Origin of the sequence: Deinococcus aetherius, assembly GCF_025997855.1 — a bacterium.
Taxonomy (GTDB): domain Bacteria; phylum Deinococcota; class Deinococci; order Deinococcales; family Deinococcaceae; genus Deinococcus; species Deinococcus aetherius.
The window spans coordinates 1,463,339-1,487,041 of the sequence record NZ_AP026560.1 but is presented as its reverse complement, the minus strand read 5'-3'; the positions used below and the strand labels follow the sequence as shown (position 1 = coordinate 1,487,041).

25 protein-coding genes are annotated in these 23,703 nt (G+C 68.6%); 7 read left to right on the top strand and 18 right to left on the bottom strand.

Annotated features, from left to right (window positions below):
* Positions 1 to 180 precede the first annotated feature (180 nt).
* Positions 181 to 2,487, bottom strand: a complete 2,307-nt coding sequence (locus DAETH_RS07460; RefSeq protein ID WP_264777282.1) for a C1 family peptidase — start codon at positions 2,485 to 2,487, stop codon at positions 181 to 183.
* Positions 2,488 to 2,738: 251 nt separating this feature from the next.
* Between DAETH_RS07460 and DAETH_RS07455 the strand changes: the two genes are divergently transcribed.
* Genes DAETH_RS07455 through DAETH_RS07445 form a run of 3 tightly spaced genes read left to right on the top strand, consistent with a single transcriptional unit; the run spans position 2,739 to position 4,636 of the window.
* The gene (locus DAETH_RS07455; RefSeq protein ID WP_264777281.1) at positions 2,739 to 3,428 is read left to right on the top strand and encodes a DsbA family protein; all 690 of its coding nucleotides are present in this window, start codon (positions 2,739 to 2,741) and stop codon (positions 3,426 to 3,428) included.
* 10 nt (positions 3,429 to 3,438) lie between these two features.
* Positions 3,439 to 3,873, top strand: a complete 435-nt coding sequence (locus DAETH_RS07450) for a disulfide bond formation protein B (protein WP_264777280.1) — start codon at positions 3,439 to 3,441, stop codon at positions 3,871 to 3,873.
* A 22-nt stretch (positions 3,874 to 3,895) separates the two neighbouring features.
* Positions 3,896 to 4,636, top strand: a complete 741-nt coding sequence (locus tag DAETH_RS07445) for a nucleotide-binding protein (RefSeq protein ID WP_264777279.1) — start codon at positions 3,896 to 3,898, stop codon at positions 4,634 to 4,636.
* A gap of 110 nt (positions 4,637 to 4,746) precedes the next feature.
* Here the strand turns inward: DAETH_RS07445 and DAETH_RS07440 are convergent, their stop codons facing one another.
* Positions 4,747 to 5,532, bottom strand: coding sequence for an SDR family NAD(P)-dependent oxidoreductase (locus DAETH_RS07440; protein ID WP_264777278.1), 786 nt, complete (start codon positions 5,530 to 5,532; stop codon positions 4,747 to 4,749).
* 194 nt (positions 5,533 to 5,726) lie between these two features.
* Here DAETH_RS07440 and DAETH_RS07435 point away from each other — a divergent pair, with 194 nt between their 5' ends.
* Complete coding sequence (locus tag DAETH_RS07435) at positions 5,727 to 6,896, top strand: M20/M25/M40 family metallo-hydrolase (RefSeq protein WP_264777277.1); 1,170 nt, start codon at positions 5,727 to 5,729, stop codon at positions 6,894 to 6,896.
* Positions 6,897 to 6,959: 63 nt separating this feature from the next.
* On the opposite strand, the gene DAETH_RS07430 is transcribed toward DAETH_RS07435, so the two are convergent.
* The 12 genes from DAETH_RS07430 to DAETH_RS07375 all read right to left on the bottom strand — a co-directional run bounded on the left by DAETH_RS07430 (position 6,960) and on the right by DAETH_RS07375 (position 17,306).
* Positions 6,960 to 8,654: a bifunctional metallophosphatase/5'-nucleotidase gene (locus tag DAETH_RS07430; RefSeq protein ID WP_264777276.1), complete on the bottom strand. Its 1,695-nt coding sequence runs from the start codon at positions 8,652 to 8,654 to the stop codon at positions 6,960 to 6,962.
* A 26-nt stretch (positions 8,655 to 8,680) separates the two neighbouring features.
* A complete protein-coding gene (locus tag DAETH_RS07425; RefSeq protein ID WP_264777275.1) occupies positions 8,681 to 9,874 on the bottom strand; it encodes an alanyl-tRNA editing protein in 1,194 nt (397 codons plus the stop codon).
* An 80-nt stretch (positions 9,875 to 9,954) separates the two neighbouring features.
* A complete protein-coding gene (locus DAETH_RS07420; protein ID WP_264777274.1) occupies positions 9,955 to 11,835 on the bottom strand; it encodes an MDR family MFS transporter in 1,881 nt (626 codons plus the stop codon).
* Entirely contained in the window at positions 11,832 to 12,353 is a 522-nt protein-coding gene (locus DAETH_RS07415; RefSeq protein WP_264777273.1) for a MarR family winged helix-turn-helix transcriptional regulator, read from the bottom strand. The genes DAETH_RS07420 and DAETH_RS07415 overlap by 4 nt, the downstream gene beginning before the upstream one ends.
* A gap of 118 nt (positions 12,354 to 12,471) precedes the next feature.
* The gene (locus tag DAETH_RS07410; RefSeq protein WP_264777272.1) at positions 12,472 to 13,032 is read right to left on the bottom strand and encodes a hypothetical protein; all 561 of its coding nucleotides are present in this window, start codon (positions 13,030 to 13,032) and stop codon (positions 12,472 to 12,474) included.
* 15 nt (positions 13,033 to 13,047) lie between these two features.
* On the bottom strand, positions 13,048 to 13,914 hold the full coding sequence (lysX, locus tag DAETH_RS07405; RefSeq protein WP_264777271.1) for a lysine biosynthesis protein LysX: 867 nt from the start codon (positions 13,912 to 13,914) through the stop codon (positions 13,048 to 13,050).
* A gap of 83 nt (positions 13,915 to 13,997) precedes the next feature.
* The gene (lysW, locus tag DAETH_RS07400; protein WP_264777270.1) at positions 13,998 to 14,171 is read right to left on the bottom strand and encodes a lysine biosynthesis protein LysW; all 174 of its coding nucleotides are present in this window, start codon (positions 14,169 to 14,171) and stop codon (positions 13,998 to 14,000) included.
* Between the two features lie 56 nt (positions 14,172 to 14,227).
* Positions 14,228 to 14,575 carry a hypothetical protein gene (locus DAETH_RS07395; protein WP_264777269.1) on the bottom strand — a complete coding sequence of 116 codons (348 nt, stop codon included), beginning with the start codon at positions 14,573 to 14,575 and terminating at the stop codon, positions 14,228 to 14,230.
* 45 nt (positions 14,576 to 14,620) lie between these two features.
* Positions 14,621 to 15,145, bottom strand: coding sequence for a LeuD/DmdB family oxidoreductase small subunit (locus DAETH_RS07390; protein ID WP_264777268.1), 525 nt, complete (start codon positions 15,143 to 15,145; stop codon positions 14,621 to 14,623).
* Positions 15,145 to 15,552 carry a PIN domain-containing protein gene (locus DAETH_RS07385; protein ID WP_264777267.1) on the bottom strand — a complete coding sequence of 136 codons (408 nt, stop codon included), beginning with the start codon at positions 15,550 to 15,552 and terminating at the stop codon, positions 15,145 to 15,147. Before DAETH_RS07385 ends, DAETH_RS07390 begins: the two co-directional genes overlap by 1 nt.
* Positions 15,549 to 15,956, bottom strand: a complete 408-nt coding sequence (locus tag DAETH_RS07380; RefSeq protein WP_264777266.1) for a helix-turn-helix transcriptional regulator — start codon at positions 15,954 to 15,956, stop codon at positions 15,549 to 15,551. The genes DAETH_RS07385 and DAETH_RS07380 overlap by 4 nt, the downstream gene beginning before the upstream one ends.
* A 75-nt stretch (positions 15,957 to 16,031) precedes the next feature.
* Positions 16,032 to 17,306: a 3-isopropylmalate dehydratase large subunit gene (locus DAETH_RS07375; protein WP_264777265.1), complete on the bottom strand. Its 1,275-nt coding sequence runs from the start codon at positions 17,304 to 17,306 to the stop codon at positions 16,032 to 16,034.
* Between the two features lie 120 nt (positions 17,307 to 17,426).
* On the opposite strand from DAETH_RS07375, the gene DAETH_RS07370 reads away from it, so the two are divergent.
* The gene (locus DAETH_RS07370; protein WP_264777264.1) at positions 17,427 to 17,915 is read left to right on the top strand and encodes a cation:proton antiporter regulatory subunit; all 489 of its coding nucleotides are present in this window, start codon (positions 17,427 to 17,429) and stop codon (positions 17,913 to 17,915) included.
* Positions 17,916 to 17,972: 57 nt separating this feature from the next.
* On the top strand, positions 17,973 to 19,139 hold the full coding sequence (locus DAETH_RS07365; RefSeq protein ID WP_264777263.1) for a cation:proton antiporter: 1,167 nt from the start codon (positions 17,973 to 17,975) through the stop codon (positions 19,137 to 19,139).
* Positions 19,140 to 19,218: 79 nt separating this feature from the next.
* On the opposite strand, the gene DAETH_RS07360 is transcribed toward DAETH_RS07365, so the two are convergent.
* The 4 genes from DAETH_RS07360 to icd form a co-directional block, all read right to left on the bottom strand.
* Positions 19,219 to 20,751: a B12-binding domain-containing radical SAM protein gene (locus DAETH_RS07360; RefSeq protein ID WP_264777262.1), complete on the bottom strand. Its 1,533-nt coding sequence runs from the start codon at positions 20,749 to 20,751 to the stop codon at positions 19,219 to 19,221.
* Positions 20,752 to 20,867: 116 nt separating this feature from the next.
* Entirely contained in the window at positions 20,868 to 21,665 is a 798-nt protein-coding gene (locus DAETH_RS07355) for a class I SAM-dependent methyltransferase (protein WP_264777261.1), read from the bottom strand.
* Entirely contained in the window at positions 21,635 to 21,862 is a 228-nt protein-coding gene (locus DAETH_RS07350; RefSeq protein ID WP_264777260.1) for a hypothetical protein, read from the bottom strand. Before DAETH_RS07350 ends, DAETH_RS07355 begins: the two co-directional genes overlap by 31 nt.
* 97 nt (positions 21,863 to 21,959) lie before the next feature.
* Positions 21,960 to 23,219 (bottom strand): NADP-dependent isocitrate dehydrogenase, encoded by a 1,260-nt coding sequence (gene icd, locus DAETH_RS07345; protein ID WP_264777259.1) that lies wholly within the window; start codon positions 23,217 to 23,219, stop codon positions 21,960 to 21,962.
* A gap of 227 nt (positions 23,220 to 23,446) precedes the next feature.
* Between icd and DAETH_RS07340 the strand changes: the two genes are divergently transcribed.
* On the top strand, positions 23,447 to 23,692 hold the full coding sequence (locus tag DAETH_RS07340) for a hypothetical protein (RefSeq protein ID WP_264777258.1): 246 nt from the start codon (positions 23,447 to 23,449) through the stop codon (positions 23,690 to 23,692).
* Positions 23,693 to 23,703 lie beyond the last annotated feature (11 nt).

The following is a 23,703-nucleotide window of genomic DNA, read 5'->3' as shown; positions in this document are numbered from 1 at the left end:
GCACGTCATCAGTCGCGTGGGGGTCGGGGTGAGGACGCTCCGGCCCCCTTCCCATTGCTCTCGCGGCCAGTGCGTTTGACGAAAGAAGAGTTGTCACCTTGAGTGAAGCGAAGGGTCCTCTGCCTGGAAGACGAGATGCCTCGCTGCGCTCAACATGACCTCGTTTTTGGATCAACCGCTCTAGGGAGCGAGCGGACCCTCCCGCCAGCCCTCGCTCTCCAGCAGGTCGAGGATGGGGAAGCCCGTGCGGGGGGCGTCGCGTACCTCCAGCAGGGGGAAGCGGCTGCGGGGCGGCAGGGGGCGACGCTCGCGGGGCTCGGCGGTCTGCCCCAGGGGGACCTGACCCGGCGCGGCAACCGCGCTCGTCACGGGCAGCGGGGCGGCGGCCCGCAGGAGATCGGGGCCCTCCTCGGCGGCCCGCGCTCCGGCCACCACGTCGTCCAGCGCCGCGTCCCGCTGGTAGCCCATCCGGGCGGTCGCCGTCTGCACGTCCAGCACCCGCATGAGGACGGAGGTCATCGTCGGCGCGTCGTCGTCGAAGCAGCCGTGGGCCGTCGCGTCGGAGCGCGCGTCGTCCGGCTCGCTCGACGGGGAGGCGACGTACGCCCCGCCGCGAGACTCGATCTCCTCCAGGAGGGTGGGGCCCCCCCCGGAGGGCTCCATCTCCGCGAAACGCTGCATCCCCAGCAGCGGGACTTCTCCCCGGTCGCCCCGCCCGGGACGCTCCAGGGCGCGGGAGACGAGGTAGAGCAGCGACTTGTGGTAGCCGGTGAGACCCCCGTACGAGCAGGTGTCGTCGAGTTCGCGCTCGTCACTCATGGCGAAGGTGGCGAAGCGGCGGACTTCCGATGGCTCGCCCAGGTGGGGCAGCACCCGGCGGCGGAACTCGTCCACCCGCAGGGCCGGGGCCAGGAAGGTCAGCGACTCGACGGGGATGCCCGCCCCGAGCAGCCGCTCCAGCAGCGCCGCGTGGAAGATCGAGCCCGCGCTGTGGCCCACGAGATGCACGGCGACGTTCTCGGGCCCGTGCTCCTCGCGGTAGAGCCGCAGGCGGTCCACGACGAGGCTCGCCCCGGGCAGCGCGGCCATCCCGTCGTTCGAGGCCGAGGACGCGGGCGGCCAGGTCACGGCCCGGCGCAGGGGCGCGCTCGCCGCCCCGGCATTCTCCTTCATCTCGTCCCACATCCAGGCCAGGGTGGTCCGCGCCACCCCCTCCACGAGGCGGTCGAACTGCTCCACGAGGTCGAACCCCAGGCCCCCCACCGGGAGGCGGCCCTGCACCTGGTCGGTGAGGTGGTCCACGAGCGTCTCGACCGGGCCGCTCTGCCACGCGAAGTAGACCGGGTACACGCCGTTGTTCAGCCACCAGTTCAGGTGCTTCTGGGCGAGGTCGAGGCCGTCCGCCTCGCTCACCAGCCCGCCGTGGGCGTACAGCAGGACGTGGCGTTGCTGGGCCCGGCCGTGCGCGAGCCAGTGGTCGTGGCGCTCCCCCATGTGCTCGAAGAGGCGCTCCACCTGCGCGGGCGAACTCACGAACCGCCCGGAGGCGGAGAGCCGCCCCTCGTTGCCCAGGCTGACGACGTGGGCGGCGAGGCGCTTGAGGTCAGGCCCCGGCGCGCTCACGAGGCGACCCCGGGTACCCAGCGCGTCCACCCGCCGACCCGAGGAGAAGGGCGTGCTGGGCACCCCGGGCCGCGCGACCCAGGCGTCGTAGGCCGTCTCCAGCCAGTCCTCGTACGGGAGGGTGGCGAAGCCCCCGGCGCCCCAGCGCCCGCCCCACGAGTTCTGCACGAGGAAGCCCACCTCGTTGTAGCCCACCAGGGCGTAGGCGTGGCCCCCGAGCGCCCGGGCATTCACCGGGCGGGTAATGAGGTGGAGTTCGCGCTCCCCGTGCCTCAGCACACGCGGGCTCAGCCAGCCCTCGTGGATGACCCCCGAGACGGCGACGGCGTTCAGTTCGCTGATCGCCGACTGCATGTCGTCGAGGCGGTAGGGGTTGACCCGGTAGAAGGCCCCCAGGGGCCGCTCCCGGCACATGCGGGAGAACTCCCGCTCCCCCGGGTCGGGCTCGGGCCGCATCCGCAGCCGGGGCCACGCCCCCTCCAGCGCGACCCCGTGGTGGAACCAGCCCTTGAAGCAGCCGCGCAGCGACGAGCCCGCGTCCTCCTCCCCGGCGAACTCGTCGTAGCGGCGGGCGAGGCGGTAGAGCATGTAGGGGCTCACGCGCGGCGGCGCGGCGTCCCCCGAGGTGCGGGCGAGCACGGTGTTCACCACGGCGGCGACGGCGTGCCCGGTGCAGGAGTTGCCCTCCTGCCGCATCACGTACCGCTCGCCCTTCGCGTCCCGCTGGTCGAGCACGGCCGGGAGGGGCTCCAGCCTCGGGCGGTACTCCAGGTCACGCCCGTCGAAGGCGTCGGGCACGGCGTTCAGGTGGACGGCCCCCACCTGCGGAACGGTGACGGTGCGCGGCGCGACGGTCTTGGGCATCTCGAACGACCTCCCCTCCAGTGGGTCAACGGCTCGGATGGTCAACGCGGCGGCGGACGCTCTCTTTCCCCTGGGTCACGGCGGGCGGGGCTCTCCTGCCCCGGGCGACCACGGGGGCTCGAAAGCCTCCGACCTCCTGATTGTTCTCCTCCGGGGCGGGGAAGTCCATCCCGCCCCTCGTGCCTGTCAGGAGGAGGCGGGCCGGGGCATCCGCCCGTTTCCCCCTCAGGAACGGGCGGTAGACTGCCTGCGTGACCAGACTCAAGGGCAACGACTCCAATCGCACGGTCCTCGTGATCGGCACCCTGATCGCCGCCGTGCTCATCGCGCTCGCGCTGTTCGCGGTGCGCGGCAGGCCCGCCGCCGGGGACGGGCAGACGGTGAGCTTCGACCTGAGCAATCAACCCGTGCTGGGGCAGGAGGACGCGCCCGTCACCCTCGTGGTGTTCGAGGACTTCAAGTGCCCCAACTGCAAGCGGTTCGAGGAGGAGTTCCTGCCCGAGATCCGCTCGAAGTACATCGACACCGGCAAGGCGAAGCTCGTGTCGCTCAACTTCCCCTTCCTCGCCCAGAACGCCCGGCTTCCCGTGGACGACAGCAAGCTCGCCGCGCAGGCGGCCGAGTGCGCCTTCGTCCAGGGGGGCAGCCAGGCGTACGAGCGCATGAAGCAGATCCTCTTCCGCGCCCAGGGTTCCGAGAGCGAGGTCTGGGCCTCGGCCTCTCGCCTCAAGGAACTCGCGGGCAGCGTGGACGGCCTCGACCAGGCCCGCTTCAACTCCTGCCTCGACGGCAACGAGACCGCCGCCGCCGTGGATGCCGACGAGCGGCAGGCCCAGGACGCCCGCGCGACCGGCACCCCGGCGATCTACGTGAATGGCAGGCTCCTCCCCAGCTACGACGCGGCGACGGTCGGGGCCGCCATCGACGCCGCCCTCCAGTAAGGGACCGGGCGTGACCCGCGATAACCGCCTTTACCTCGCCTGGGTCGTGGCGCTGGCCGCCACCCTCGGTAGCCTGTACTTCAGCGAGGTGCGGGGCTTCGCGCCGTGCGTCCTGTGCTGGTTCCAGCGCGTCGCCATGTACCCCCTTGCCCTGCTCCTCGGCATCGCGGCCCTGCGCGGTGACCTGAGTATCCGGGCCTACGCACTCCCGCTCGCCCTGCTCGGCTGGCTCGTCGCCCTCGTGCACAACCTGGAGGACTGGGGCGTGATCGAAACACTGCGGGTGTGCAGTGCCGCGAACGCCGTGCCCTGCAACGTCCACTGGCCGGTGTGGGGTGGTCCCCTCGCCAACCTCAACTCGGTGCTGACCATTCCCGCCCTCGCCCTGATCGCCTTCACGCTGGTCATCGGGCTCCTGGGCTGGGGGCGGGAGCGGAGGCTGTAGGGGAAGGCTTTATACTCCTTACGTGGAGAGGCCTAGAGTTTTCATAGGATCATCAAAAGAGTCACTTCGAGTTGCTGAAGCCTTTGCAGACGGGATAGTACATTTTGCTGAACATGTATTATGGTCAGAAGGAGTTTTTGAGCCTGGTCAGTACAATCTACCCTCATTGATTGGAATAGCGCGTAGCATTAAGTATGCGGTCATAGTACTCAACCACGATGATTTAGTTAATTCAAGAAACCAAGAGAGCTGGGCTCCTCGTGACAATGTGATTTTTGAACTTGGTTTATTTATGGGTATAATATCGCCAACAAATGTGTTTTTTCTGGTCCCAATAGACAGACGAAACCTAAAAATTCCTTCAGATCTGATGGGTATTACCCCACTTGAGTACGATAGCAACAGAAGTGACAATAATATGGAAAGTGCTACGGGTGTAGCAGTGCGACAATTAAGAAGAATTCTAGGAGCACGGTCCACCCAACCTTATGTTACAACTCAAGATAGCGGTTACACGAACTTCACTGAAGGTAATAATGATGGAAATTTAAAAGTAAATAGTGCTGTGGTGGATGAGTACATTAGACTAGTTACTAGTCCTAATGCCGACATTTCGGGACTCAATAATGTCAGCTTTTTATTAAAACAAGCCCATTACTACAATCTAACAGCGAGTCAACTTATTGAAGCGTTGGTTAGACTACGCATAGACAGCGAAATGCGCACCAGCATCATCATGAGTTACACAAGTAAAAGAGATTGAAGATGTGGGGGTTAGGTGTGATACACGCACTTGTATCGATCTTGACAAAGCACAAACATTTGAATCATGACTTAGCAGTGACCATCACAACCGGGAACGTCCAAATTTTACTACACTGGCCTCCCCGCCATCATGAAGCTCGCCGTCATGCCGCCGTCTACCGGCAGGATGGCGCCCGTCAGGAAGCTGGCCTCGGGGCCGCCCAAGAAGTAGATGACCTGGGCGACCTCGCGCGGCTCGCCGAGGCGGCGCAGGGCGTGGAGGTCCTCGTAGTCGCGGCGGGTCTGCCCCGGGTCGGGGCTGGTGGCGATGGCCTGCAAGACGCCCTCGGTAGCGATGGCGCCGGGGGCGACGGCGTTCACCCGCACGCCGCGCGGGGCGAGGTCGAGGGCCATCGAGCGGGTGAGGTTGACGAGGCCGCCCTTGCTCGCGTTGTAGGCGGCGTTGTTCTGCTCGGCGAAGAGTCCCTGCACCGAGGCGACGTTCACCACGGCGCTGCCCGGACCCATCAGGTCGAACAGGGTGCGCGTGAGCAGGAGGGGCGCGGTGAGATTGACGCCGAGAGCGCGCATCCAGCCGCGCTCGCTGACCTCCAGCACGCTGCCGTGCGCGCCCTGATACGCGGCGTTGTTCACCAGGACCCCAATGGTCCCCAGGGGCCGCGCGGCCCGCAGGATGCGCTCGCGCCCGGCGGCGGTGCTCACGTCCGCCCGCACGCGCGGCTGCCCTCGCAGCACGGGGGGCATGGTCAGGTCCACGCTCAGGACCCGGTGCCCCCGCTCGGCGTACAGCTCCGCCACCGCCCGCCCGATGCCCCGCGTCGCGCCCGTCACGACCACCGTGCCGGGGTCCCCCGGCGGCACATCGTCCCTGATGACCCTGCCCTTGCCCGTCATGTCCGTAGTGTGCAGGGTCGTGAGGCGGGGCGGAGAGTGGGTTAAGGTGGACTTAAGGTTAGGCACATAGGCGAGTCAGCGTTTCAATAGGGGAACGGGTCATGTCGTGGGCCACGCTACACATCGCACGTCCGGCCGGGACCGGCTCATGTCTCCGTGGGGCAACTCATCCCCCCCCGTGCTCTCCTGGCTCCATGCGACAAGTTGGGGTGCGCGCCGTGCTGGGCGCTCTGGTCCTGGGTTCATCCGCCTTCGCCTCCATCGAGAACGACTTCTCCACCGTCCTGAAATTCGGCCCCCGGGTGACGGGCACCCCCGCCAACGAACAGGCCCGCACGTACCTGGAGGGGCAGCTCCGCACCCTGGGGTACACCACCCGCCGGGAGGCCTTCTCCTACCCCCGCTTCGACGACCTCGGCTCGGACGTGCGGGTGGGGGAACGGACCCTCCGGGGCGTCGCCCTCCAGGGCAGCGCGGGCGGGGAGGTCAGCGCGCCCGTGGCCCTCGTGCCCGGCGTCGGCACGCCCGAGGACTTCCGGGGGGTGGACGTGCGGGGCAAGGTCGCCGTGGTGCGGCGCGGGCAGATTCCCTTCGCCCAGAAGGCCAGAAACGCCCTCGCGGCGGGGGCGCGGGGCCTCATCGTCGTGAACAACGAGGCCGGGGAATTGCGCGGGGGCACCCTCGGCGAACGGGTGGAGCTGCCCGTGCTGGGGGTCTCGTCCGCCACGGGCGCGGGCCTGCGCGAGGGGCAGCGCGTGGCCCTGAGCGTGCGGGTGCGCCAGGGCGACGTGCGCGGCGTGAACGTGGTCGCCTTCAAGGCGGGGGTCACCAAGCCGCAGATGCTCTTCGGCGCCCACATGGACTCGGTGGCCGGGGCGCCGGGGGCGAACGACAACCTCTCGGGCACGCTGGCGGTGCTCGACCTCGCGCGGCGGGCGGCGAATACCCCGCTGGCGGCGCGGAGCTTCTTCGTCCTCTTCGACGGCGAGGAGGACGGGCTGCGCGGCTCGCGGGCCTTCGTGAAGGACAACGCGGCCCTGGTGGGGGGCCTGAGGGCCATGTTCAACTTCGACATGGTGGGCGTGAACGTCGATCCCCTGGGGGTGAGCGGGGACGCCGCGCTCGTGAACGCCGCCCGCGAGGCGAACCCGGCCCTGGGGTCGTTCTCGGGCGGGGGCGGCGGGAGCGACCACGCCTCGTTCGCCCAGGCAGGGGTGCCGACGCTCTTCTTCCACACGGGAATCGACCCCAACTACCACCAGCCGGGCGACACCGTGGCCGACCCCGCGCTCATCCGGCAGACGGTGGACGTGGCCCTGAAGACGGTGGACGCCGTGCTGAGCGCCGCGCCTGCCCGCAGATAACGGGAAACGGCAAGGGGAAGGGGGAGGGGTGGATTCACCTCTCCCCCTCTTGCCGACCTGCCCTCAGTTCAGGCGGGTGATGCGGTTCGTGGGCGGCGGGGTCACTTCCTTGCCGCGCAGGTAGTTCTGGAAGGCGTCGAGGTCCAGGTCGCCACCCAGACGGTTCGTGCCCTGGGTGAAGACGGTGAAGTTGTCGCCGCCGTCCGCCAGGAAGTTGTTGACGGTGACCCGGTAGCTCGCCGCCGGGTCGAGGGGCTGGCCGTTCAGGGTGACGGTCACGACCTTGTCACCCTTGGGCCGGGCGTTGTCCCAGGTGTAGGCGAAGCCCTCGCTGACCTGGAGGATGCGGTTTTGCCCGGCGGAGGGGTTGTCGAACTGCTGCTCCAGCGCGGCCTTGATCTGGGCGCCCGTCAGGGTGATCACGGTCAGGATGTTCCCAAAGGGCTGCACCGCGAAGGTATCGCCGTAGGTCACCCGGCGGGTGGGGTTGGGCACGTTGGCGGGCAGGTCGGCGCGGATGCCGCCGGGGTTCATGAGGGCGATCACGGCGCCGCCCTTCTCGGGGGCGCGGGTGGCCGCGAGCTGCGAGTCGGCGATCACGTCACCGAGGGCGCTCTCCCCCGCCTTGTTCTGCGCGCGGGTGATCTGCTCGACGCCGAGGGTGGCGATGGGCTGCTGGGCCACCGGGTCGGTGATCGCCTTCGCCTTCTGCACGATGGCGGTCATCGCGGCGTCCTTGGGCCCGTTCGTCGCGTCCACGAGGACGTTTCTCGCCTCGACGGACACCACCTCGTTCCGGCGGGTGTCGATGCTCAGGTCGAGGCGCTGGAGGAGGTGGCCGAAGGCGTCGCCCTGAATGACGACGCGCTCCTTGCCGTCTGGGCCGGGCACGCGGCAGTTGTAGCCCCGGTGGGTGTGGCCCGTCATGATCGCGCTGACGGCGGGGTCGAGCCCCTTGGCGATGTCCACGATGGGGCCGCTCAAGGTCTTGCAGTCCACCACGTCGAAGGCGTCCGTGCTCGCGCCGCCCTGGTGCACGAGGGCGATGATCGCGTCCACGTTCCCACGCTTGAGCTGCGGGATGACCCGGTTGATCGCCGCCACCTCGTCCTCGAACCGGAGTCCCGCCACGCCCGAGGGGGTGACGACGGTGGGGGTGTCCTTGAGGACTGCACCGACGAAGGCGATCCGCGCCGGGCCGACCGTCACGATCTTGTAGGCGGGGAGGGCGAGGGCGCCCGTCTTCTCGTCGATGACGTTCGAGGCGATGTAGGTATATTTGGCCCCCGGGAAGGGGTTCTCGTACTTGCAGGCGCGGGTGGGATCGTTCGAGTTGCAGCCGCCCTTCTGGAAGCGTTGCAACTCGGCGAAGCCGTAGTCGAACTCGTGGTTGCCCACCACGTTGACCTTCATGTCCAGCTTGCTCAGCGCGTCGATGGTGGGCTCGTCGCGCAGCAGGCCGCTGATCAGGGGCGAGGCGCCCGTCATGTCGCCCACACCCACGAAGACGGTGTTGGGATTGGCCTTGCGCGCATCGGCGAGAATGCCACCGATGGTCTCGATGCCGCCCGCCTGCACCGTCACCGTCTTCGTGCGGTCGTTCGGGTCGGGCACCCGGAAGCTCGTGGGCAGCAGATTGCCGTGGAAGTCGTTTACGCCGATGACCGTCACCGTCACGTCGGGCTGGGCCGGACCGAGGACCTGGGAGCACCCGCTCAGGCTGAGCGCCGCCCCCACCAGCATCAGGTTTCTTTTCATGCGTGACGATTTTCGCACGGCGAACGTCATGCGCGTGTGAGGGCGAACAGGGCCTCCCTCACCGCCCCCACGAACTCCCCGGGCCGCCCCGTCGTTCCCTGGGCGAGCGTGGGCCGACCTCCCCCCCTGCCGCCGGTCACCTCCAGGGCGCGGCCCAGCAGGGTCCCGGCGGGCACGTCCTCGCGGGCGCTGCCGACCCCGCAGCGTCCGCCGGGGGCAAGGGCGGCCACCACCTCGCCCCGGGGCACGTCGGTCAGGGCCAGGGGGAGGAGGGTCACGTCGTCGAGCGTCACCTCGCGCAAAAGGACGCCGCCGACATCGTGAGCGGGGGCTTGGCGCACGAGCGTGTGGGCGAGGCGCTGGCGCAGCATGGTGGCCTCCCCCCTGAGCGTGCCGCGTTCCTCCGTCAGGGCCGCCACCCGCTCGGGCAGCCGCTCCACGGGGACGCTGAATTCCTGCGCGAGCGTCCGGCTCCCGGCGTACACCCCGCCCAGGAACTCGCCCGCCTCCTCCCCCGCCATGAAGAAGACGCGGGTGAGCCCGCCCCGGACGCGCTCGGTGCGCAGCACGACCACCGGCGCCGCCATCGAGGCGTGGGGAACGTGGGTGCCGCCGCACGCGCTCACGTCGAAGGGCACCCCGTCCGGGTCCCGGAAGATCACCAGCCGCACGTCACCGCTCACCTTCGCCTCCCGCCGCAGGGGGTAGCGGTGCAGCTCCGTGTCGGGCACGGTCGGCGTGTCGAGCGTCAGGGGGGTGCGGGCGAGCGTTTCACGGAGCAGGGCTTCTGCCGCGCGTACGTCAGCCTCGGTGGGGTCGCCGTGCAGGTCGAGGGTGGATTCGGCGTTGCGCATACTCACCGCCGCCACCCCGAAGGTGGGGCTCACCCGGTGGAAGGCCTGCGCGAGGAGGTGTTCGCCGCTGTGCCGCTGCGAGTTCCGCCAGCGCCGCGCCGGGTCCACCTCGCCCGTGACGGACGCGCCGACCTCCGGCACCGGCCCCTCCAGCTCGTGCCAGACCACGCTGCCCTCCCCCTTGCGGGTATCCCGCACGCGCGCCTCTCTCCCCTCCCAGCGCAGCCGCCCCGCGTCGCCGTTCTGGCCGCCGCCCTCCGGGTAGAAGGCGGTGGCGCCAAGGGCGACCGCGCCCGCCCGCGTCTCCGTGACGGTCGCGGTGAAGGTGAGGCGGGCCGGTTCTTCGCGGTAGAGGGGACGGGTCATGGGGTCAGGGTAGAGCGTGGGGCAAAGGGAAGGGAGGGCGTGAACTCACGTCCACGTCCTCCCCTTCCTTCAATCCCTGCTCAGACCTCGACGTGCGCCGCCGGGGCCCGTTCTCCCCGCCTGCGGGTGGGCATGGAGAGGTTGGGCATCATCAGGGTGGCGAGGAAGGCGAGCAGGGCGACGGCGATGCTCCAGCGGTAGATGTTGGCGATGGCACCCGCGAAGGAGACCTTCACGACCCGCGCAACCTGCCGCCCGGCGGCCTCGAAGGCGGCGTACTGCTCGTTCAGTTGCGCCAGCACGCCCGCGCGGCCCTGCTCGGTGGCGAGCGCCTGCCCGGGGATGCGGCCCAGCCCCTCGCGCAGGCCCTGGGGAAGCGCCGGGTTCTGGGCGATCTGGCCTAGGGCGGCGGCGTTGCCGCTCTGTACAGCGGTCTCCACCTGACGGCGCACCGCCGCGAGCCCCGTCGCCTGGTCGGTGCCGCTCGCCTGGGGACCTGCGCCGAAGCCGCCCCCGCCCGAGTTGCGCGCGGCGGCCTGCTGGCTCTGGGTCAGGATCGCCTGGACGGCGGGGGGCTGGCCTACCTTGGCCTGCTCGAAGTTGCGGGTGAACTGGGTCGAGAGCCCGGCGGTCAGGAGCGCCCCGAAGATCGCGGTGCCGATGGTGCTGCCCATCTGCTGGAAGAACTGCCCGGCGCTCGTCGCCACGCCGATCTCCCAGGGCTTGACCGCGAGTTGCAGGGCGGTGGTGAACAGGGGCAGCGCGGGCCCCAGGCCCAGGCCGAGCAGCACCATCCGCAGCACCACCCCGCTGTAGGGCGTGTCGGCGGTCAGGGTGCTCAGGCTGAAAAAGCCGATAGCGGCGGTGAATAGGCCGATCAGGATGAGCGGCTTGTACCGCCCGATGCGGCTGGCGATCTGCCCCGACCCGATGGAGCCGATGATCAGCCCGACGGTGAGGGGGATGGTGGCGGTCCCGGCGGCGGTGGCGCTCACGCCCTGCACGTTCACGAGGTACAGGCTCAGGAAGAGGATCGCCCCCAGGAACCCCGCGCCGATCAGGAAGCGGGCCACCGCCCCCCAGGCGAAGGTGGGGTTACGGAACAGGGCGAGCGGCAGGATCGGGCTCTCGTGGCGGCTCTCCACGAACAGGAAGGCGAGGAGGGAGGCGGCGGAGAGGCCGAACAGACCGAGGATGAGGGGGCTCGTCCAGGCGTAGTTGCCGTCCGCCCCCCACGTCAGCGCGAGGAGCAGCGGCACCGTGAAGACCAGGATCAGGAACGCGCCCAGCCAGTCCACCTTCGCCTCCAGACCGCTGGCGAGCCGGGGCATCCGGCTGGCGATGAAGGAGAGGGCGATCAGCCCGAGGGGCAGGTTGACGTAAAAGACCCAACGCCACGAGATCTGGTCGGTGAGAAAGCCGCCGAGCAGGGGCCCGATCACGCTGCTCAGGCCGAACACGGCCCCGAAGAGGCCCTGGTAGCGCGGCCGGTCCACCGGCTCGAAGAGGTCGGCGATGATGGCGAAGGCCACCGAGCCCAGCGCCGCCGCCCCGACGCCCTGAAGGCCACGGAACACGACGAGCTGCATCATGCCGCCACCGAAGAGGTTCCCCAGGAACGGCTCACCCGAGAGGCCGCACAGCGCCGATCCGAGCAGGAAGATGGCGATGCCGATCATCAGGATGGGTTTGCGCCCGTACAGGTCGGAGAGCTTGCCGTAGATAGGCACGAGCGCCGTGTTCGTCAGGAGGTAGGCGGTGGTGACCCACGAGTACAGGCTCAGCCCGTTGAGGTCGGCCGCGATGCGGGGCATGGCGGTCGCCACGATGGTCTGGTCGAGCGCACTCAGAAAGAGCCCGAGGAGCACGCCGAACAGAATGACGCGCTTGGTGCGCATATCGAGCGTCTGCGCGTAGTTGATCCGGTTGGCGGGTGCGCCGGAAGGGGTGGGGGTGGTCATGAATTCTCCTGGGAAGGGGGGGCACAGTCGGGGCCGGGGCTGACCTCGGCCACCAGGGCGCGCACGGCGTCGGCGGCGGCGCGGATCGTCTCGGGCCGCACCCCGCGAAAGGCGGCCTCGTACGCCCCGGTGAACTGGGCGTCCATGCGGGTCACGATGTCGTGTCCCCGCCCGGTGAGCACGACGAGTTTCTCGCGGCGGTTGTCCGGGTTTTCCCGCCGCTCGGCGAGCCCCCGGCGCACCAGCCGCTCGACGAGGTGGCTCATCGCGGGTAGGCTCAGCCGGGCGCGTTCCGCCAGCGCCGTCACGGTCAGTGGCGCCTGGGCCCGGAGCTGGTGCATCACCGTCATCTGGGTGAAGCTCAGTTCGTGGTCCTGCAACTCGTCTTGCATGTTCAGCAGCACCCGGCCGCTGATCAAGCGGTGCAGCCGCCGCATCTCCCCGGCGAGGCGGGCGGCGTCGGCGCTGGAGGGGAGGCCTCCGTTCGGGGCGTTGGCCTGGGCCGAGAGGTCGATCATGGTTGCAAGCTTGAAAGGGTTTTATCCATAAGACCGTATCGTGCTCCACATTAAATGGAGAGTCAATGCCGAGGGACAGCTAGGCCAGAGCGCCTAGCCCGACGCGCCCTCGGGCCGCTCAACGGGAACGTCGACGGGAAAACCCGGTGAACGCGATGGCCGCAAGCACCTCCTCCCTGACCTCCTCGTCGAGTGCCAGCGCGTAGGCGAGGGGGTTGTGGCTGGCGCGGCAGGGGGTGGTGCCCCGGCAGGCGGCGAGGTCCCGCGCCGCCAGATCGAGGACACGGGGCATCAGGCGTTCCTGGTGTTCGAGGACGAAGGGGACGGGATACTGAACCAGCATCGGGGCGGATTGCGAGGCGTCATGGCGTTTATGGGCAAAGGGCAGCGAGTGCAGCAGGGCATCCGCCTCCACCTCCGTCACCGCGTGCGGTCCGGGGTGGATGAGCCACCACGTCGGCACGCCCTCCACGTCCCGGCCCTTCACGATGATGTAACGGTTGTTGATCGTCAGCGGCAGGAAATATCTGCTCCCCGTCGTCGGGTTGAAGTGGAAGCGGCGGTCGTCACCCGTGAGATGGAGCCGGGAGAGGAGGTCGCCGACGAGGCCAAGGTAAGCGGCGGCCTCCTCTCGACTGGAGAACCGCCGCAGATCGGAGATGAGCCGGGGGTCGAACATGCCTCAGCTTGCCACCTAGCCGAGCAGGCCGAGGGCGTATTCGCCCATCAGGCGGGGAATGTCCACGCCCGTCGTGGTCACCGAGTTCTTGAATTCCATCGTGTGGTTGATCTCGATGACGAGGAGACCGCCCCACTCGTTGCGACGCCCCGGGTCCTCCACGAGGTCGATGGCGACGATCTCCCCCTGCACGGCGGCGGCAGCCCGGGTGGCGAGGTCGGCGATTTCGGGCGTGACCGGGCAGTTGCTCGCCTTGGCCCCGCGCGCCGTGTTCGTGATCCAGTGTTCCGACGTGCGGTAGATCGCCCCAATCGTCTGACCGCCCACGACGAAGGCGCGGATGTCCCGCCCCGGCTTGGCGACGAGTTCCTGCACGTAGAAGATGCCGTGCTGGGGCCCGCCCAGCACCTCCTTGTGCTCGATGATCGCCTCGGCGGCGTCGCGGTCGTTGATGCGGCTGACCATGCGGCCCCACGAGCCCACGGTGGGCTTGAGGACGACCGGGTAACCCAGCTCCTCGATGAGTTGCAGCGCCGCCTCCCCGTCGAAGGCGACCCCGGTGCGCGGCGTGGGCAACCCGGCCCGGGCCAGCGCGGCGTTCGTGGCGAGCTTGTCCCCGCACACTTCAATGACGTGGGAGGGGTTCACGACCCGCACACCCAGCCCTTCCAGCGCCCGCGTGACCCCGTGCCCGCGCGACTGGCTCACGCAGCGTTCCAGAGCGACGCGCCACGGCACCCCGGCCCGCCCGGCGTCGTCGAAGGTCACCTTGAGTTGCGGCGCGTACACCTTGTCGTAGGGCACGCCGAGGTCGTCGAGCGCCGCGAAGAGCATCCTCTCGTCGGGGCGGACGCGGTCGTAGATGATGGCGAGATCGGCCATAAGGTTCTGAGGGAGCAGTCAGCTTTCAGCGGTCAGCCGTCAGCAACAACGCTGAAAGCTGACCGCTGACGGCTAAAGGCTTCTTACTCCCCCCAGTCCTCCGCTTCCTGCGGGGCCTGTTCCAGGCGCGGGGGGTCGAGGGACACCACCTCGTACTCCACACCCGTCTCGTCGTCGATAACGAGTTCGCCGAGTTCGGGGTCGGTGAGTTCGATGGTCGCGCCTGTCTCCGGGTTTTCAAATTGAATGGTGGACACAAGTTCTCCTTACAGTCGACAGGTTAGCTCAGGCCGCACGTCCCGGAGAGGGTTGCCTAGCCTGCCCGGGAGCCTTCCTCGTCCTCAAACTCCAGCTCGATGCGGGCGCGGCAGTGGGGGCAGGTGACGATGCTGACCGCCTTCCCGTCGGCACCCTCCACCGTGGGGGCTTCAGAGAGCATGTCGTCGGTCACGTCGAATTCCTCGCCGCAGCTCGGGCAGACCGTGAGGATGCCGAGGAGTTCGAGTTCGAAGTCCTCGCCCCCCTCGTTGCGGGTGACCTCCATCTCCGCGTTGCAGGAGTCGCACACGATCACGTCGCCAACCTGTAATTCGGCGCGGTCCTCGTCGGTGAGTTCGAGAACCTCGGCGCACACGGGGCAATCGATTTCCAGGGTTGTCATGCCCAGAGTGTAGTGACGGGGGATGGGGGATGAGTGATGCGGGAGTTACTCGGCCGTCGCGTTCGGGTCCGGCTCGCCCGGCTGCTCCCCCGGAAATCGCCCGTACTTCTTGAAGAAGGCCAGGATGCTCCCCTCCCGCAGCGCCTCGGTCAGGAAGGCAGGGGGCGGCGGGAGCTGGAAGGTGTCGCCCCCACGCGTGAGCACGCCTGAAGCTACGTCCAGCGTCACCTCGTCACCGTCTTCCAGCACGTCCGTCAGGTCGGCCTCGAAGGCGGGGATGCCCAGGTTGAGGAGGTTGCGGTAGTGGATGCGGGCGAAACTGGGCGCGATGATGCCGCCCACCTGGAGCTTCTTGAGGGCCTGCGGGGCGTACTCGCGGCTGGAGCCCAGGCCCCAGTTACGCCCACCGACAAGCACGTCGCCGGGCCGCACCTGCGAGGCGAACTCCGGGCGGATGTAGTGGAAGGCGAAGGTCTGAAACACCTCCTCGCCCGCCATGAAGGGGGCGAACTTGCCGGGGAGGATGTCGTCAGTGTTCACGCTGTCGCCGAATTTCCAGATGCGGGGCATCAGGGGCCCTCCTGAAAGGAGACGAGTTCGAGGCCGCTCAGCCCGGCATAGTCGGCGGCATTGTTCGTGACCAGCGGGACGCCGACCTCCAGCGCGGTGGCGGCGATCCAGGCGTCGGCGGCGAGCATCCGCCGTCCGGCCCGCCGGGCCTCGTGCATGACGGCGGCCCAGCGTCCGGAGATGTCCGGGTCATGGCCGATCAGCGTGTAGGGCTCCAGAAACGTCTCCAGTTGCTGCCTGCGCCGCACACCCCAGCCCCGCTCCAGCGCCCAGAACCGCAACTCAGCGTCCGTCTGGAAGCTGTAGAGCACGTTTCTAGACTCCAGGTAGGCGTCGAAGGGCCGGGCGCGGGGATCGCGTTTGAAGCTGTAACTGATCACGTCGGTGTCCACCAGCACCGCACTCACCCCTTCACCCGCCGCTCCCGCTCCTCCTGCAAGGCGAGCTGCTCCTCACGGTACTCCCGCCAGTACCGCTCGTCCTCGGCGAGTTCCCCGGCACTCCAGGCCGGGGCCGTCCGCTCGGCATGTCCGGGTGGCAGGGGTCGGGCATTCTTCAGCAGGTGGGCGTACTTGGGATTGACGCCCTCCTCAGTTCGCTCCACGAGGTCGAGCAAACTGACGGTCTGGCCCGTCAGGCTCTCTAAAGCGTCGATGACGGCGCCCACGCTGTCGAGGTCGATCCGCTGAAGCGGCCTGCGGGCCATGCCGTACACCGTCGCCTCCGACAGGCGCCCCCGCGTGGCCCGCGCCAACTGATAGGCGCTGATCTGGTGGCGCTCCAGAAAGGGTTTGAGGTGCAACCTCATCATACTGATAACTTATCACAGTACGAGAACACGGCAATGCTCCGGGGATTGCGAGTGTGGAGGCAGCGCATCATCCCATCAGGCGACACCAACCGGCCGCTTCACATCCTCCGGCAACGCGATCCGCCCCATCACCGCCGTCGCCGCCGCCACCGCTGGGGAGGCGAGGTAGATTTTCGCGTCCTTGTCGCCCATGCGCCCGATGAAGTTGCGGTTGGAGGTCGAGACGCAGACCTCCCCTGGGGCCAGGACGCCCTGATGACGGCCCATGCACGGCCCACAGCCCGGCGTGCCGAGCACCGCCCCCGCCTGCATCAGCGTGAGCAGGGTGCCGTCGCCCATCGCCGCCTCCATCACCTCGCTGCTGGCGGGGATGACGAGGAGGCGGGTGGAGGGGTCGACCCGCTGGCCCCTCAACACCTCGGCGACGGCGTGCAGGTCTTCCAGCCGCCCGTTCGTGCAGGTGCCGATAAAGACCTGATCGACCTTCAGGCCGCGCAGTTCCGAAACGTCGTGAACGTTGTCCACCTCGGAGGGGGCGCTCATGCGGGGGCGCAGGGCGAAGAGGTCGATGGTCACTTCCTGGACGTAAGTGGCGCCGGAGTCCGGGTACACCCACTCGGGGATGTCGTAGCCGTAACCCGTCAGAATCTCGCCGCCCGGCACGACGAGGCCCGCCTTCGCGCCCGCCTCCACGCACAGGTTCGCCAGCGTCATCCGCTCGCCGCGCGTGAAGCGGTCCCCGGCGTGAATCTCGACGCTCTGGTAGGTGGCGCCGTCCGCCCCCAGGACGCGGATCATCTCCAGGGCGGCGTCCTTGGCCCCCACGCCGGGCCGCAACTCGCCCACGAAGGTGACCTTGACGCTCTCAGGCACCTTCAGCCACGTCTTGCCGCTCGCGGCGGCGAGGGCGATGTCGGTCGCGCCCATCCCCGTGCCGAAGGCGGCGACGGCCCCGTAGGTCGTCGAGTGGCTGTCCGAGCCCAGGACGATCCAGCCGGGCTGCGCGAGGCGTTCCTCGATGAGCACCTGGTGGCAGATGCCGCGCCCCACATCGAAGAGGCGCACGCCCGTCGCGGCGGCGTACTCGCGCGCCTCCTTCTGCGCCTGGGCGACGCTGACGGTGGACGCGGGGGCCACGTGGTCGATCACGATGGAGACGCGCCCGGGATACTTCGGCCGGGCGGCGAGGTCCTGCTCCATCCGCCCGATGAAGCTCTGCGCGATGGAGTCCACGACCATGACCTGATCGACCTCCACGACGGCGAGGTCCCCGGCGTAGACGGCTCGGTCGCCGCGCTGCGAGAGGATTTTTTCCGCCATGGTCTGCGGGCGGGGGGAGGGAACGTTCATGGGCTCTATTTTCGCGCCTCCCGAGAATCAGAGCGTGACCTTGACTGTCCAGGGCGGGGGAACACCTGGCAGATGAAAAGCCGTCATCCGGTCTCTCCTGTCCCGTCCTATCCTGCCCCTATGGTCAAGCTGGAGGAGACGCCCCTGCCCGGCGTGGGCGTGCGGCACGATTTCGACGGAAGGTTCGGCAAACGGGTGGGGGTGATCACGCACCGGGACGGGCGGCGCGAGATTTTCGTCTCCCGGCGGGACGACCCGGACGCGACCGCGCAGAGCATCGTCCTGAGCGACGAGGAGGCCGAGGCGATGGCCGACCTGCTGGGCGGCAGCACGATCACCCGGCACATGAACACGCTGACCCAGGACATCGAGGGGCTGGCGATGGACTGGGTGCCCGTGGCCGAGGGCACACCTTTCGCCGGGCATCCGCTGGGCGACACGAAGATGCGGACCCGGACGGGCACGAGCATCGTGGCGATCATGCGGGACGGCCACGCGATTCCCGCGCCCGGGCCGGAGTTCGGGCTGGAGGCGGGCGACACCGTGGTCGTGGTGGGCACGCCCGGCGGAGTGGTGCGGGCGGCGCGGCTGCTGAGCGGCGAGGACTGAGCCCTCCTCCCTCACCCATTCACCCTCCTCCCCCACGCCCACCGGAGGCCCCCCGACGTGTCCCTCGGTCAACTGTTTCTGGAAATCGGCGGAGTCATCCTCGCCCTCGCCTTCGTGGGCCGGGCCGCCGGGCGGCTGGGAATCACGCCCATTCCGCTGTACCTGCTCGCGGGGATCGCCCTGGGGGCCGTCATGCGCCTGGGAGACGCGCCCGGCGAATTCATCCACGTCGGGGCGGAGATCGGCGCGGTGCTGCTGCTCTTCACGCTGGGGCTGGAGTACACCAGTCAGGAACTGCGCGACAACCTGCGGGCAAACCGTCAGGTCGGGCTGCTCGACCTCGCCCTGAACTTCACGCCGGGGGCGCTCGCGGGGTTGCTGCTGGACCTCCCGCCCCTCGCCGCCGTGCTGCTCGGGGGCGTGACCTACCTGACCTCCAGCGGCATCGCCAGCAAGGTGCTGTCGGACCTGGGGAGGCTGGGGAACCGCGAGACGCCCGTCGTGCTCGCCGTGTGCGTGCTGGAGGACGTGGCGATGGCCGTCTACCTGCCGGTCGTGGCGGCCCTCCTGATCGGCGGGACCCTCGCCGCCGTGGGCGTGAACCTGCTGGTCGCGCTGGCGGCCTTCGGGCTGGCCTTTTTCCTCGCCCTGCGGTACGGCCACGTCCTCAGCCGACTCGTGAACGTGCGGAGCGACGAGGCCCTGCTCCTGAGCGTACTCGGGCTGGTCCTCGTCGTGGCGGGGGTCGCCGACCACCTCAAGGTGAGCGCCGCCATCGGGGCCTTCCTCGTCGGCATCGCCCTCTCCGGCGAGGTGGCCGACCGCGCCCGGGAGTTGATTCGCCCGCTGCGGGACCTCTTCGCCGCCGTGTTCTTCGTGTTTTTCGGGCTGCAACTCGACCTGGGAAGCGTGCCGGGCGTGCTCCTCCCCGCCGTGGGGCTCGCTGTCGTGACGGCCCTCACCAAATTTGCGACCGGCTGGTGGGGCGCGGCGCGGACGGGCGTGCAGACGCGGGGCCGCTACCGGGCCGGAACCACCCTCATTCCACGCGGCGAGTTCAGCATCCTGATCGCCGGGCTGGGCTTGGACCTCGAGCCGACGCTGGGCCCCCTCGCCGCCGTATACGTGCTGCTGACGGCAATCTTAGGGCCACTCCTGGCACGCTTCGACGGGCAACTGGCACCGCTTCTGGACCGGCGGCTGCGGGAGGCGCGGGCGGGGTAGGGGAAGTGAATGGCAGAAAGCAGAAGGCAGATGGCGGGGATTCAAGCCATCTGCCTTCTGCCCGGAGCCTTCGGCCTTCCTACACCGCCAGCCCCTGCGCGTGCGCGCTCACCTCGCGCGGCTCGTACTGTCCGGGCGGCAGACCGATGGCGGGCGTGTTCGCCTCGAATTCGTCACGCCAGCCCACCTCGTCGAGCGCCTTTTTCCACGCGCCGATGCTCTCCTGGCGGTAGATCGAGTAGGCGGCCATGCCGACCTCGGGGCCGCCGCGCGCGATCACCGACTCGACCCAGGCCCACTTGGCAGACACGTTGCGGAGTTCCGCCGTCGTCCGCAGCTCCTTCTGAATACGCTTGAGGCGCTTCTCGATGGTCTGCACCCCCGCGAAGGGGTCGGCGAAGTGCGGCGTGTGGCGCTTGGGCACGAAGGGGCTGATGCCCAGGGCGACCCGGTTGACCTTGGCGAGGTCCTTCGTGAACTCGATCAGCTCGGTGATGTCGTCGTCGTTCTCGGGCCCCAGCCCGATCATCATGTAGACCTTGATGCCCGAGAAGCCCAGGTCACGGCTGATCTGCGCCGTCTTGATCAGGTCCTCGGTGGTAATCCCCTTCTTCAGCCAACGGCGCAGGCGTTCGGAGGGAGCATCGGAGGCGACGGTGAAGGTCCGCAGGCCGCCCGCCTTCAGAATCTCGGCGAGTTCGGCGTCCACGGTGTCGGCGCGGATGCTGGAGACGCCCAGCTTGATGCCCCGGTCGGTCAGCACACGCCCCACGTACTTCGTGTGGGGGAAGTCGGACAGCGCCGCGCCCACCAGCCCGACCTTCTCCACCCAGTCGGGGATGGTGTCGAGCAGTTCCTGCGCCTGGTTGTTGCGGTTGGGGCCGTACATCGTCCGCGCGAGGCAGAAGGTGCAGGGACGCGGGCAACCGCGCTGCGCCTCCACCAGGAACATGTTGCTGAGTTCCGAGTTCGGCGTGACGATCTGGCTGTAGGCGGGCAGCAGTTCCTTGGGCGCCGTCGCCCACGTCGGCTCGTGGACGTGCCGGGCGGGGAGGAAGATGCCGGGCATCCCGTCGATCAGGTCGTAGAAGTCCTCGCGGGTCTGAGACTCCCGCAGGGCTTCCGACACCACGGGCACGATCTGCTCGCCGTCACCGATCACGATGATGTCGGCGAAGGGCGTCAGCGGATAGGGGTTGGAGGAGGTGAAAGGTCCCCCGATCATCACGATAGGGTCGTTGTCGTCACGCTCGGCGCGGAGGGGGTGCATTCCCGCCACGTCAAGGGTGCGGATGATGTTGGTGAGGTCCAGCTCGAAGGACACGCTCAGGGCGAAGAGTTCGCAGTCGCCCGCGTCGCGCCCGCTCTCGACGGTCGGGAGCGCCTGGCTCGTGCGCTCGAAGGCGTCCACGTCGTCGGGGAGGAAGGCCCGCTCGCAGGCGACACCCTCCTCCTGGTTGAACATGCGGTAGATGACCTGATAACCCAGCGAGGCCATCCCCACGGAATAGCGGTTGGGAAACGCCAGCGTGACGCGGATCGGGGCCTGCTTGAACAGGGTCCCCGTCTCCGCGTCCAGCAGCGGTTTGATCTGGTTGCGCCAGTAACTCAAGAAGCCTCCATTTGCCCCGGACTGGGGCGGCGCTGGGAGCTGAGGTGTGCTCAGGAGTCAGCGCGCGTCACAATCGAATAGTTTAAAGGATTTTGTTTCCCCAAATGAAGCGGGAATCACCGGGTAGAGGCATCCACCCCGCCCAGGAAGGCGTGCGTGCGGTACATCAGGGTGACGGTGCCGTCTTGCTGGTGCGCGCTGAACACTGCGTCGAGGGCCCGCGTCATCTCCGGGTACGCCGCATCACTCGGCGACGGCAGGTAACTCACGCTTCCAGCGAGAGCGTGCAGCCGCTCGCGGGTGAGGGTCAGGGGATTCTCGAAGGTGACGCGCTCGAAGCCGCCGGGGAGGAACTGGGGAAGCTCGTCCTCGGGCACGCGGGTGGCGAGGTCGGGGGTGCCGGGGGCGAGAAAGTTTTTGACCACGGCTCCGTAGGCGCGGTTGAAGGTCGCCTCCTCGCCCCGCCAGTCGTTCCAGACGAGGAGGACCTTGCCGACTGGAGTCAGGATGCGGCGGAACTCCTCCACCGTTGGGGCGGGCGTGAACCAGTGGGCGGCCTGCGCGGCGGTGACGAGGGAAACGGAGGCGTCGGGCAGGCCGGTCCCCTCGGACGAGCCCGGCTGCACGGTCAGGCGACCCGCCTCGACCTCCCCGGCGAGTCCCGCCGCAAGCTGGGCGCGCATCTCGGGGTTGGGTTCGACGGCGACCACTCGCGCGCCGTGGGCGAGGAGCAGGCGGGTGAAGAGGCCTGTGCCCGCGCCCACGTCCGCGACCGTGCCACCCAGCAGCCCCCGTTCCGCTAACCATGCGGCGAGCGAGGCCGGGTAAGAGGGCCGTCCCTGGGCATAGGCGTCCGCGCGTCCCAGGAAACGGTCGGCGGCGGTCAAGAACGCGTCCCCTTCGTCGGTCGCCACGCGCTCGCCAGGAAGTAGGCCAGCCCCGCAAGCAGGCCCGTTCCCAACAGGTAGCCCAGGAGTCGCCCGAGGATGCCCGCCGTCCCCACGACGAACGAGCCCAGGCCCACGAGCAGTTGCCCGGCGAGCCAGACCAGCGTGAGCGCGACGACGGCGAGCAGGAGGACACCCGCGAGGGCGAGGAGGAGGCGGGTCATGGGGGAAGGATAGAGCGATCAGCGGGCAGGGGTCAGCCCTCAGCAAAAAACAGGGGGCAGAGGCCAACGCTGACCTCTGCCCTCCACGTCCCGAACTTCAGGCGTTCCGCATGTTCTCGATGATCTTGTCCGCGAACTGGCTGGTCTTGACCTCGGTCGCGCCTTCCATGTTGCGGGCGAAGTCGTAGGTGACGACCTTCTGCTGGATGGTCTGGTCGAGACCCCTGAGGATCAGGTCGGCGGCCTCCGTCCAGCCCATGTAGCGCAGCATCATCTCGCCGGAGAGGATCACCGAGGAGGGGTTGATCACGTCCTTGCCCGCGTACTTGGGCGCCGTGCCGTGGGTCGCCTCGAAGACGGCGTGGCCCGTCACGTAGTTGATGTTCGCGCCGGGGGCGATACCGATGCCGCCCACCTCGGCGGCGAGGGCGTCCGAGATGTAGTCGCCGTTGAGATTCAGGGTGGCGATCACGTCGTACTCGGTGGGGCGCAGGAGAATCTGCTGGAGGAAGTTGTCGGCGATCACGTCCTTGATGACGATGCCGTTGGGGAGCTTGAGCCACGGCCCGCCGTCGAGTTCCACCGCGCCGAATTCACGCTTGGCGAGTTCATAGCCCCAGTCGCGGAAGGCACCTTCCGTGAACTTCATGATGTTGCCCTTGTGGACCAGCGACACGTTCTTGCGCCCGTTGTCGACAGCGTACTGGATGGCGGCGCGCACCAGACGCTCGGTGCCCTCCCTGGACACGGGCTTGACCCCGAAGGCGGAGGTCTCGGGGAAGCGAATCTTGGTCACCCCCATCTCGTTCATCAGGAAGTCCCGCACCTTGGCCGCCTCGGGGGTGCCCGCCCGGTACTCGATTCCGGCGTAGATGTCCTCCGTGTTCTCGCGGAAGATCACCATGTTCACGTCACCTGGCCGCTTGAGGGGGCTGGGCACGCCCTCGAAGTACTGCACCGGGCGCACGCAGGCGTAGAGGTCGAGTTCCTGCCGCAGGGCCACGTTGATCGAGCGGATGCCGCCGCCGACGGGCGTGGTGAGGGGGCCCTTGATGCCGACGAGGTACTCGTCGAAGGCGTCCACGGTCTCCTGCGGGAGCCACTCGCCCTCGCCGTAGACCTGCACGCTCTTCTCGCCCGCGTAGACCTCCAGCCACTCGATCCTGCGCTCGCCGCCGTAGGCCGCCTCCACCGCCGCGTCGAGCACCCGCACGGACGCACGCCAGATGTCGGGCCCGGTGCCGTCCCCCTCCACGAACGGGATGATGGGATGAGCGGGCACCTGGAGTTTCCCCTCCTGCATGGTGATCTTCTCGCCCTGGGTGGGCACCTTGACGTGCTGCTGGGTGTTCGTCATGACGGCCCAACTCTACTCCCCCACCCCCGACGGGGGGAATGTCCGTTCTGTCACCCGGGGTGGGTACACACGGTCCAAGTTTTCGCAGAGGATTGAGACCCCCGGAGCATCAAGGAGCCGCCTGGAAAGGGTGACGCGACCCCCAAGGCCGACCTCACCCACGGTCGCGCTTGGCGGCGCATCCTCCGAGTACCCAACCTGGGAATCCACGCACAGGAGGTCAACGCATGAGTGATGACAAGAGCACGCTGGGCAACCTGGCCGACGCCGCCAAGGCCAAGCTGAACGAGGGGGCCGACCGTGCCCGCGCCGCCGCGCACGATGTCGCCAGCAACTTCGGGGGCACCGCCGACAACATGATGGACAAGGCCCAGGCGACCGAGGACCGCGCCAAGGCCGAGGTCCACAACGCCGAGGCGCACGCGAATTACAACGAGGGCAAGCGCGAGGCGCAGGACGGCGACGGCCGCTGAGCCCCAGCCTC

What these genes read in the sequence shown, in the direction of transcription:
- DAETH_RS07415 (WP_264777273.1), bottom strand. Translation starts at nt 12,353, where the DNA reads ATGATCGACCTCTCGGCCCAGGCCAACGCCCCGAACGGAGGCCTCCCC.
- DAETH_RS07435 (WP_264777277.1), top strand. Translation starts at nt 5,727, where the DNA reads ATGCGACAAGTTGGGGTGCGCGCCGTGCTGGGCGCTCTGGTCCTGGGT.
- icd (WP_264777259.1), bottom strand. Translation starts at nt 23,219, where the DNA reads ATGACGAACACCCAGCAGCACGTCAAGGTGCCCACCCAGGGCGAGAAG.
- DAETH_RS07420 (WP_264777274.1), bottom strand. Translation starts at nt 11,835, where the DNA reads ATGACCACCCCCACCCCTTCCGGCGCACCCGCCAACCGGATCAACTAC.
- lysX (WP_264777271.1), bottom strand. Translation starts at nt 13,914, where the DNA reads ATGGCCGATCTCGCCATCATCTACGACCGCGTCCGCCCCGACGAGAGG.
- DAETH_RS07375 (WP_264777265.1), bottom strand. Translation starts at nt 17,306, where the DNA reads ATGAACGTTCCCTCCCCCCGCCCGCAGACCATGGCGGAAAAAATCCTC.
- DAETH_RS07390 (WP_264777268.1), bottom strand. Translation starts at nt 15,145, where the DNA reads ATGCCCCGCATCTGGAAATTCGGCGACAGCGTGAACACTGACGACATC.
- DAETH_RS07440 (WP_264777278.1), bottom strand. Translation starts at nt 5,532, where the DNA reads ATGACGGGCAAGGGCAGGGTCATCAGGGACGATGTGCCGCCGGGGGAC.
- DAETH_RS07350 (WP_264777260.1), bottom strand. Translation starts at nt 21,862, where the DNA reads ATGACCCGCCTCCTCCTCGCCCTCGCGGGTGTCCTCCTGCTCGCCGTC.
- DAETH_RS07460 (WP_264777282.1), bottom strand. Translation starts at nt 2,487, where the DNA reads ATGCCCAAGACCGTCGCGCCGCGCACCGTCACCGTTCCGCAGGTGGGG.
- DAETH_RS07410 (WP_264777272.1), bottom strand. Translation starts at nt 13,032, where the DNA reads ATGTTCGACCCCCGGCTCATCTCCGATCTGCGGCGGTTCTCCAGTCGA.
- DAETH_RS07370 (WP_264777264.1), top strand. Translation starts at nt 17,427, where the DNA reads ATGGTCAAGCTGGAGGAGACGCCCCTGCCCGGCGTGGGCGTGCGGCAC.
- DAETH_RS07425 (WP_264777275.1), bottom strand. Translation starts at nt 9,874, where the DNA reads ATGACCCGTCCCCTCTACCGCGAAGAACCGGCCCGCCTCACCTTCACC.
- DAETH_RS07395 (WP_264777269.1), bottom strand. Translation starts at nt 14,575, where the DNA reads ATGACAACCCTGGAAATCGATTGCCCCGTGTGCGCCGAGGTTCTCGAA.
- DAETH_RS07430 (WP_264777276.1), bottom strand. Translation starts at nt 8,654, where the DNA reads ATGAAAAGAAACCTGATGCTGGTGGGGGCGGCGCTCAGCCTGAGCGGG.
- DAETH_RS07340 (WP_264777258.1), top strand. Translation starts at nt 23,447, where the DNA reads ATGAGTGATGACAAGAGCACGCTGGGCAACCTGGCCGACGCCGCCAAG.
- DAETH_RS07380 (WP_264777266.1), bottom strand. Translation starts at nt 15,956, where the DNA reads ATGATGAGGTTGCACCTCAAACCCTTTCTGGAGCGCCACCAGATCAGC.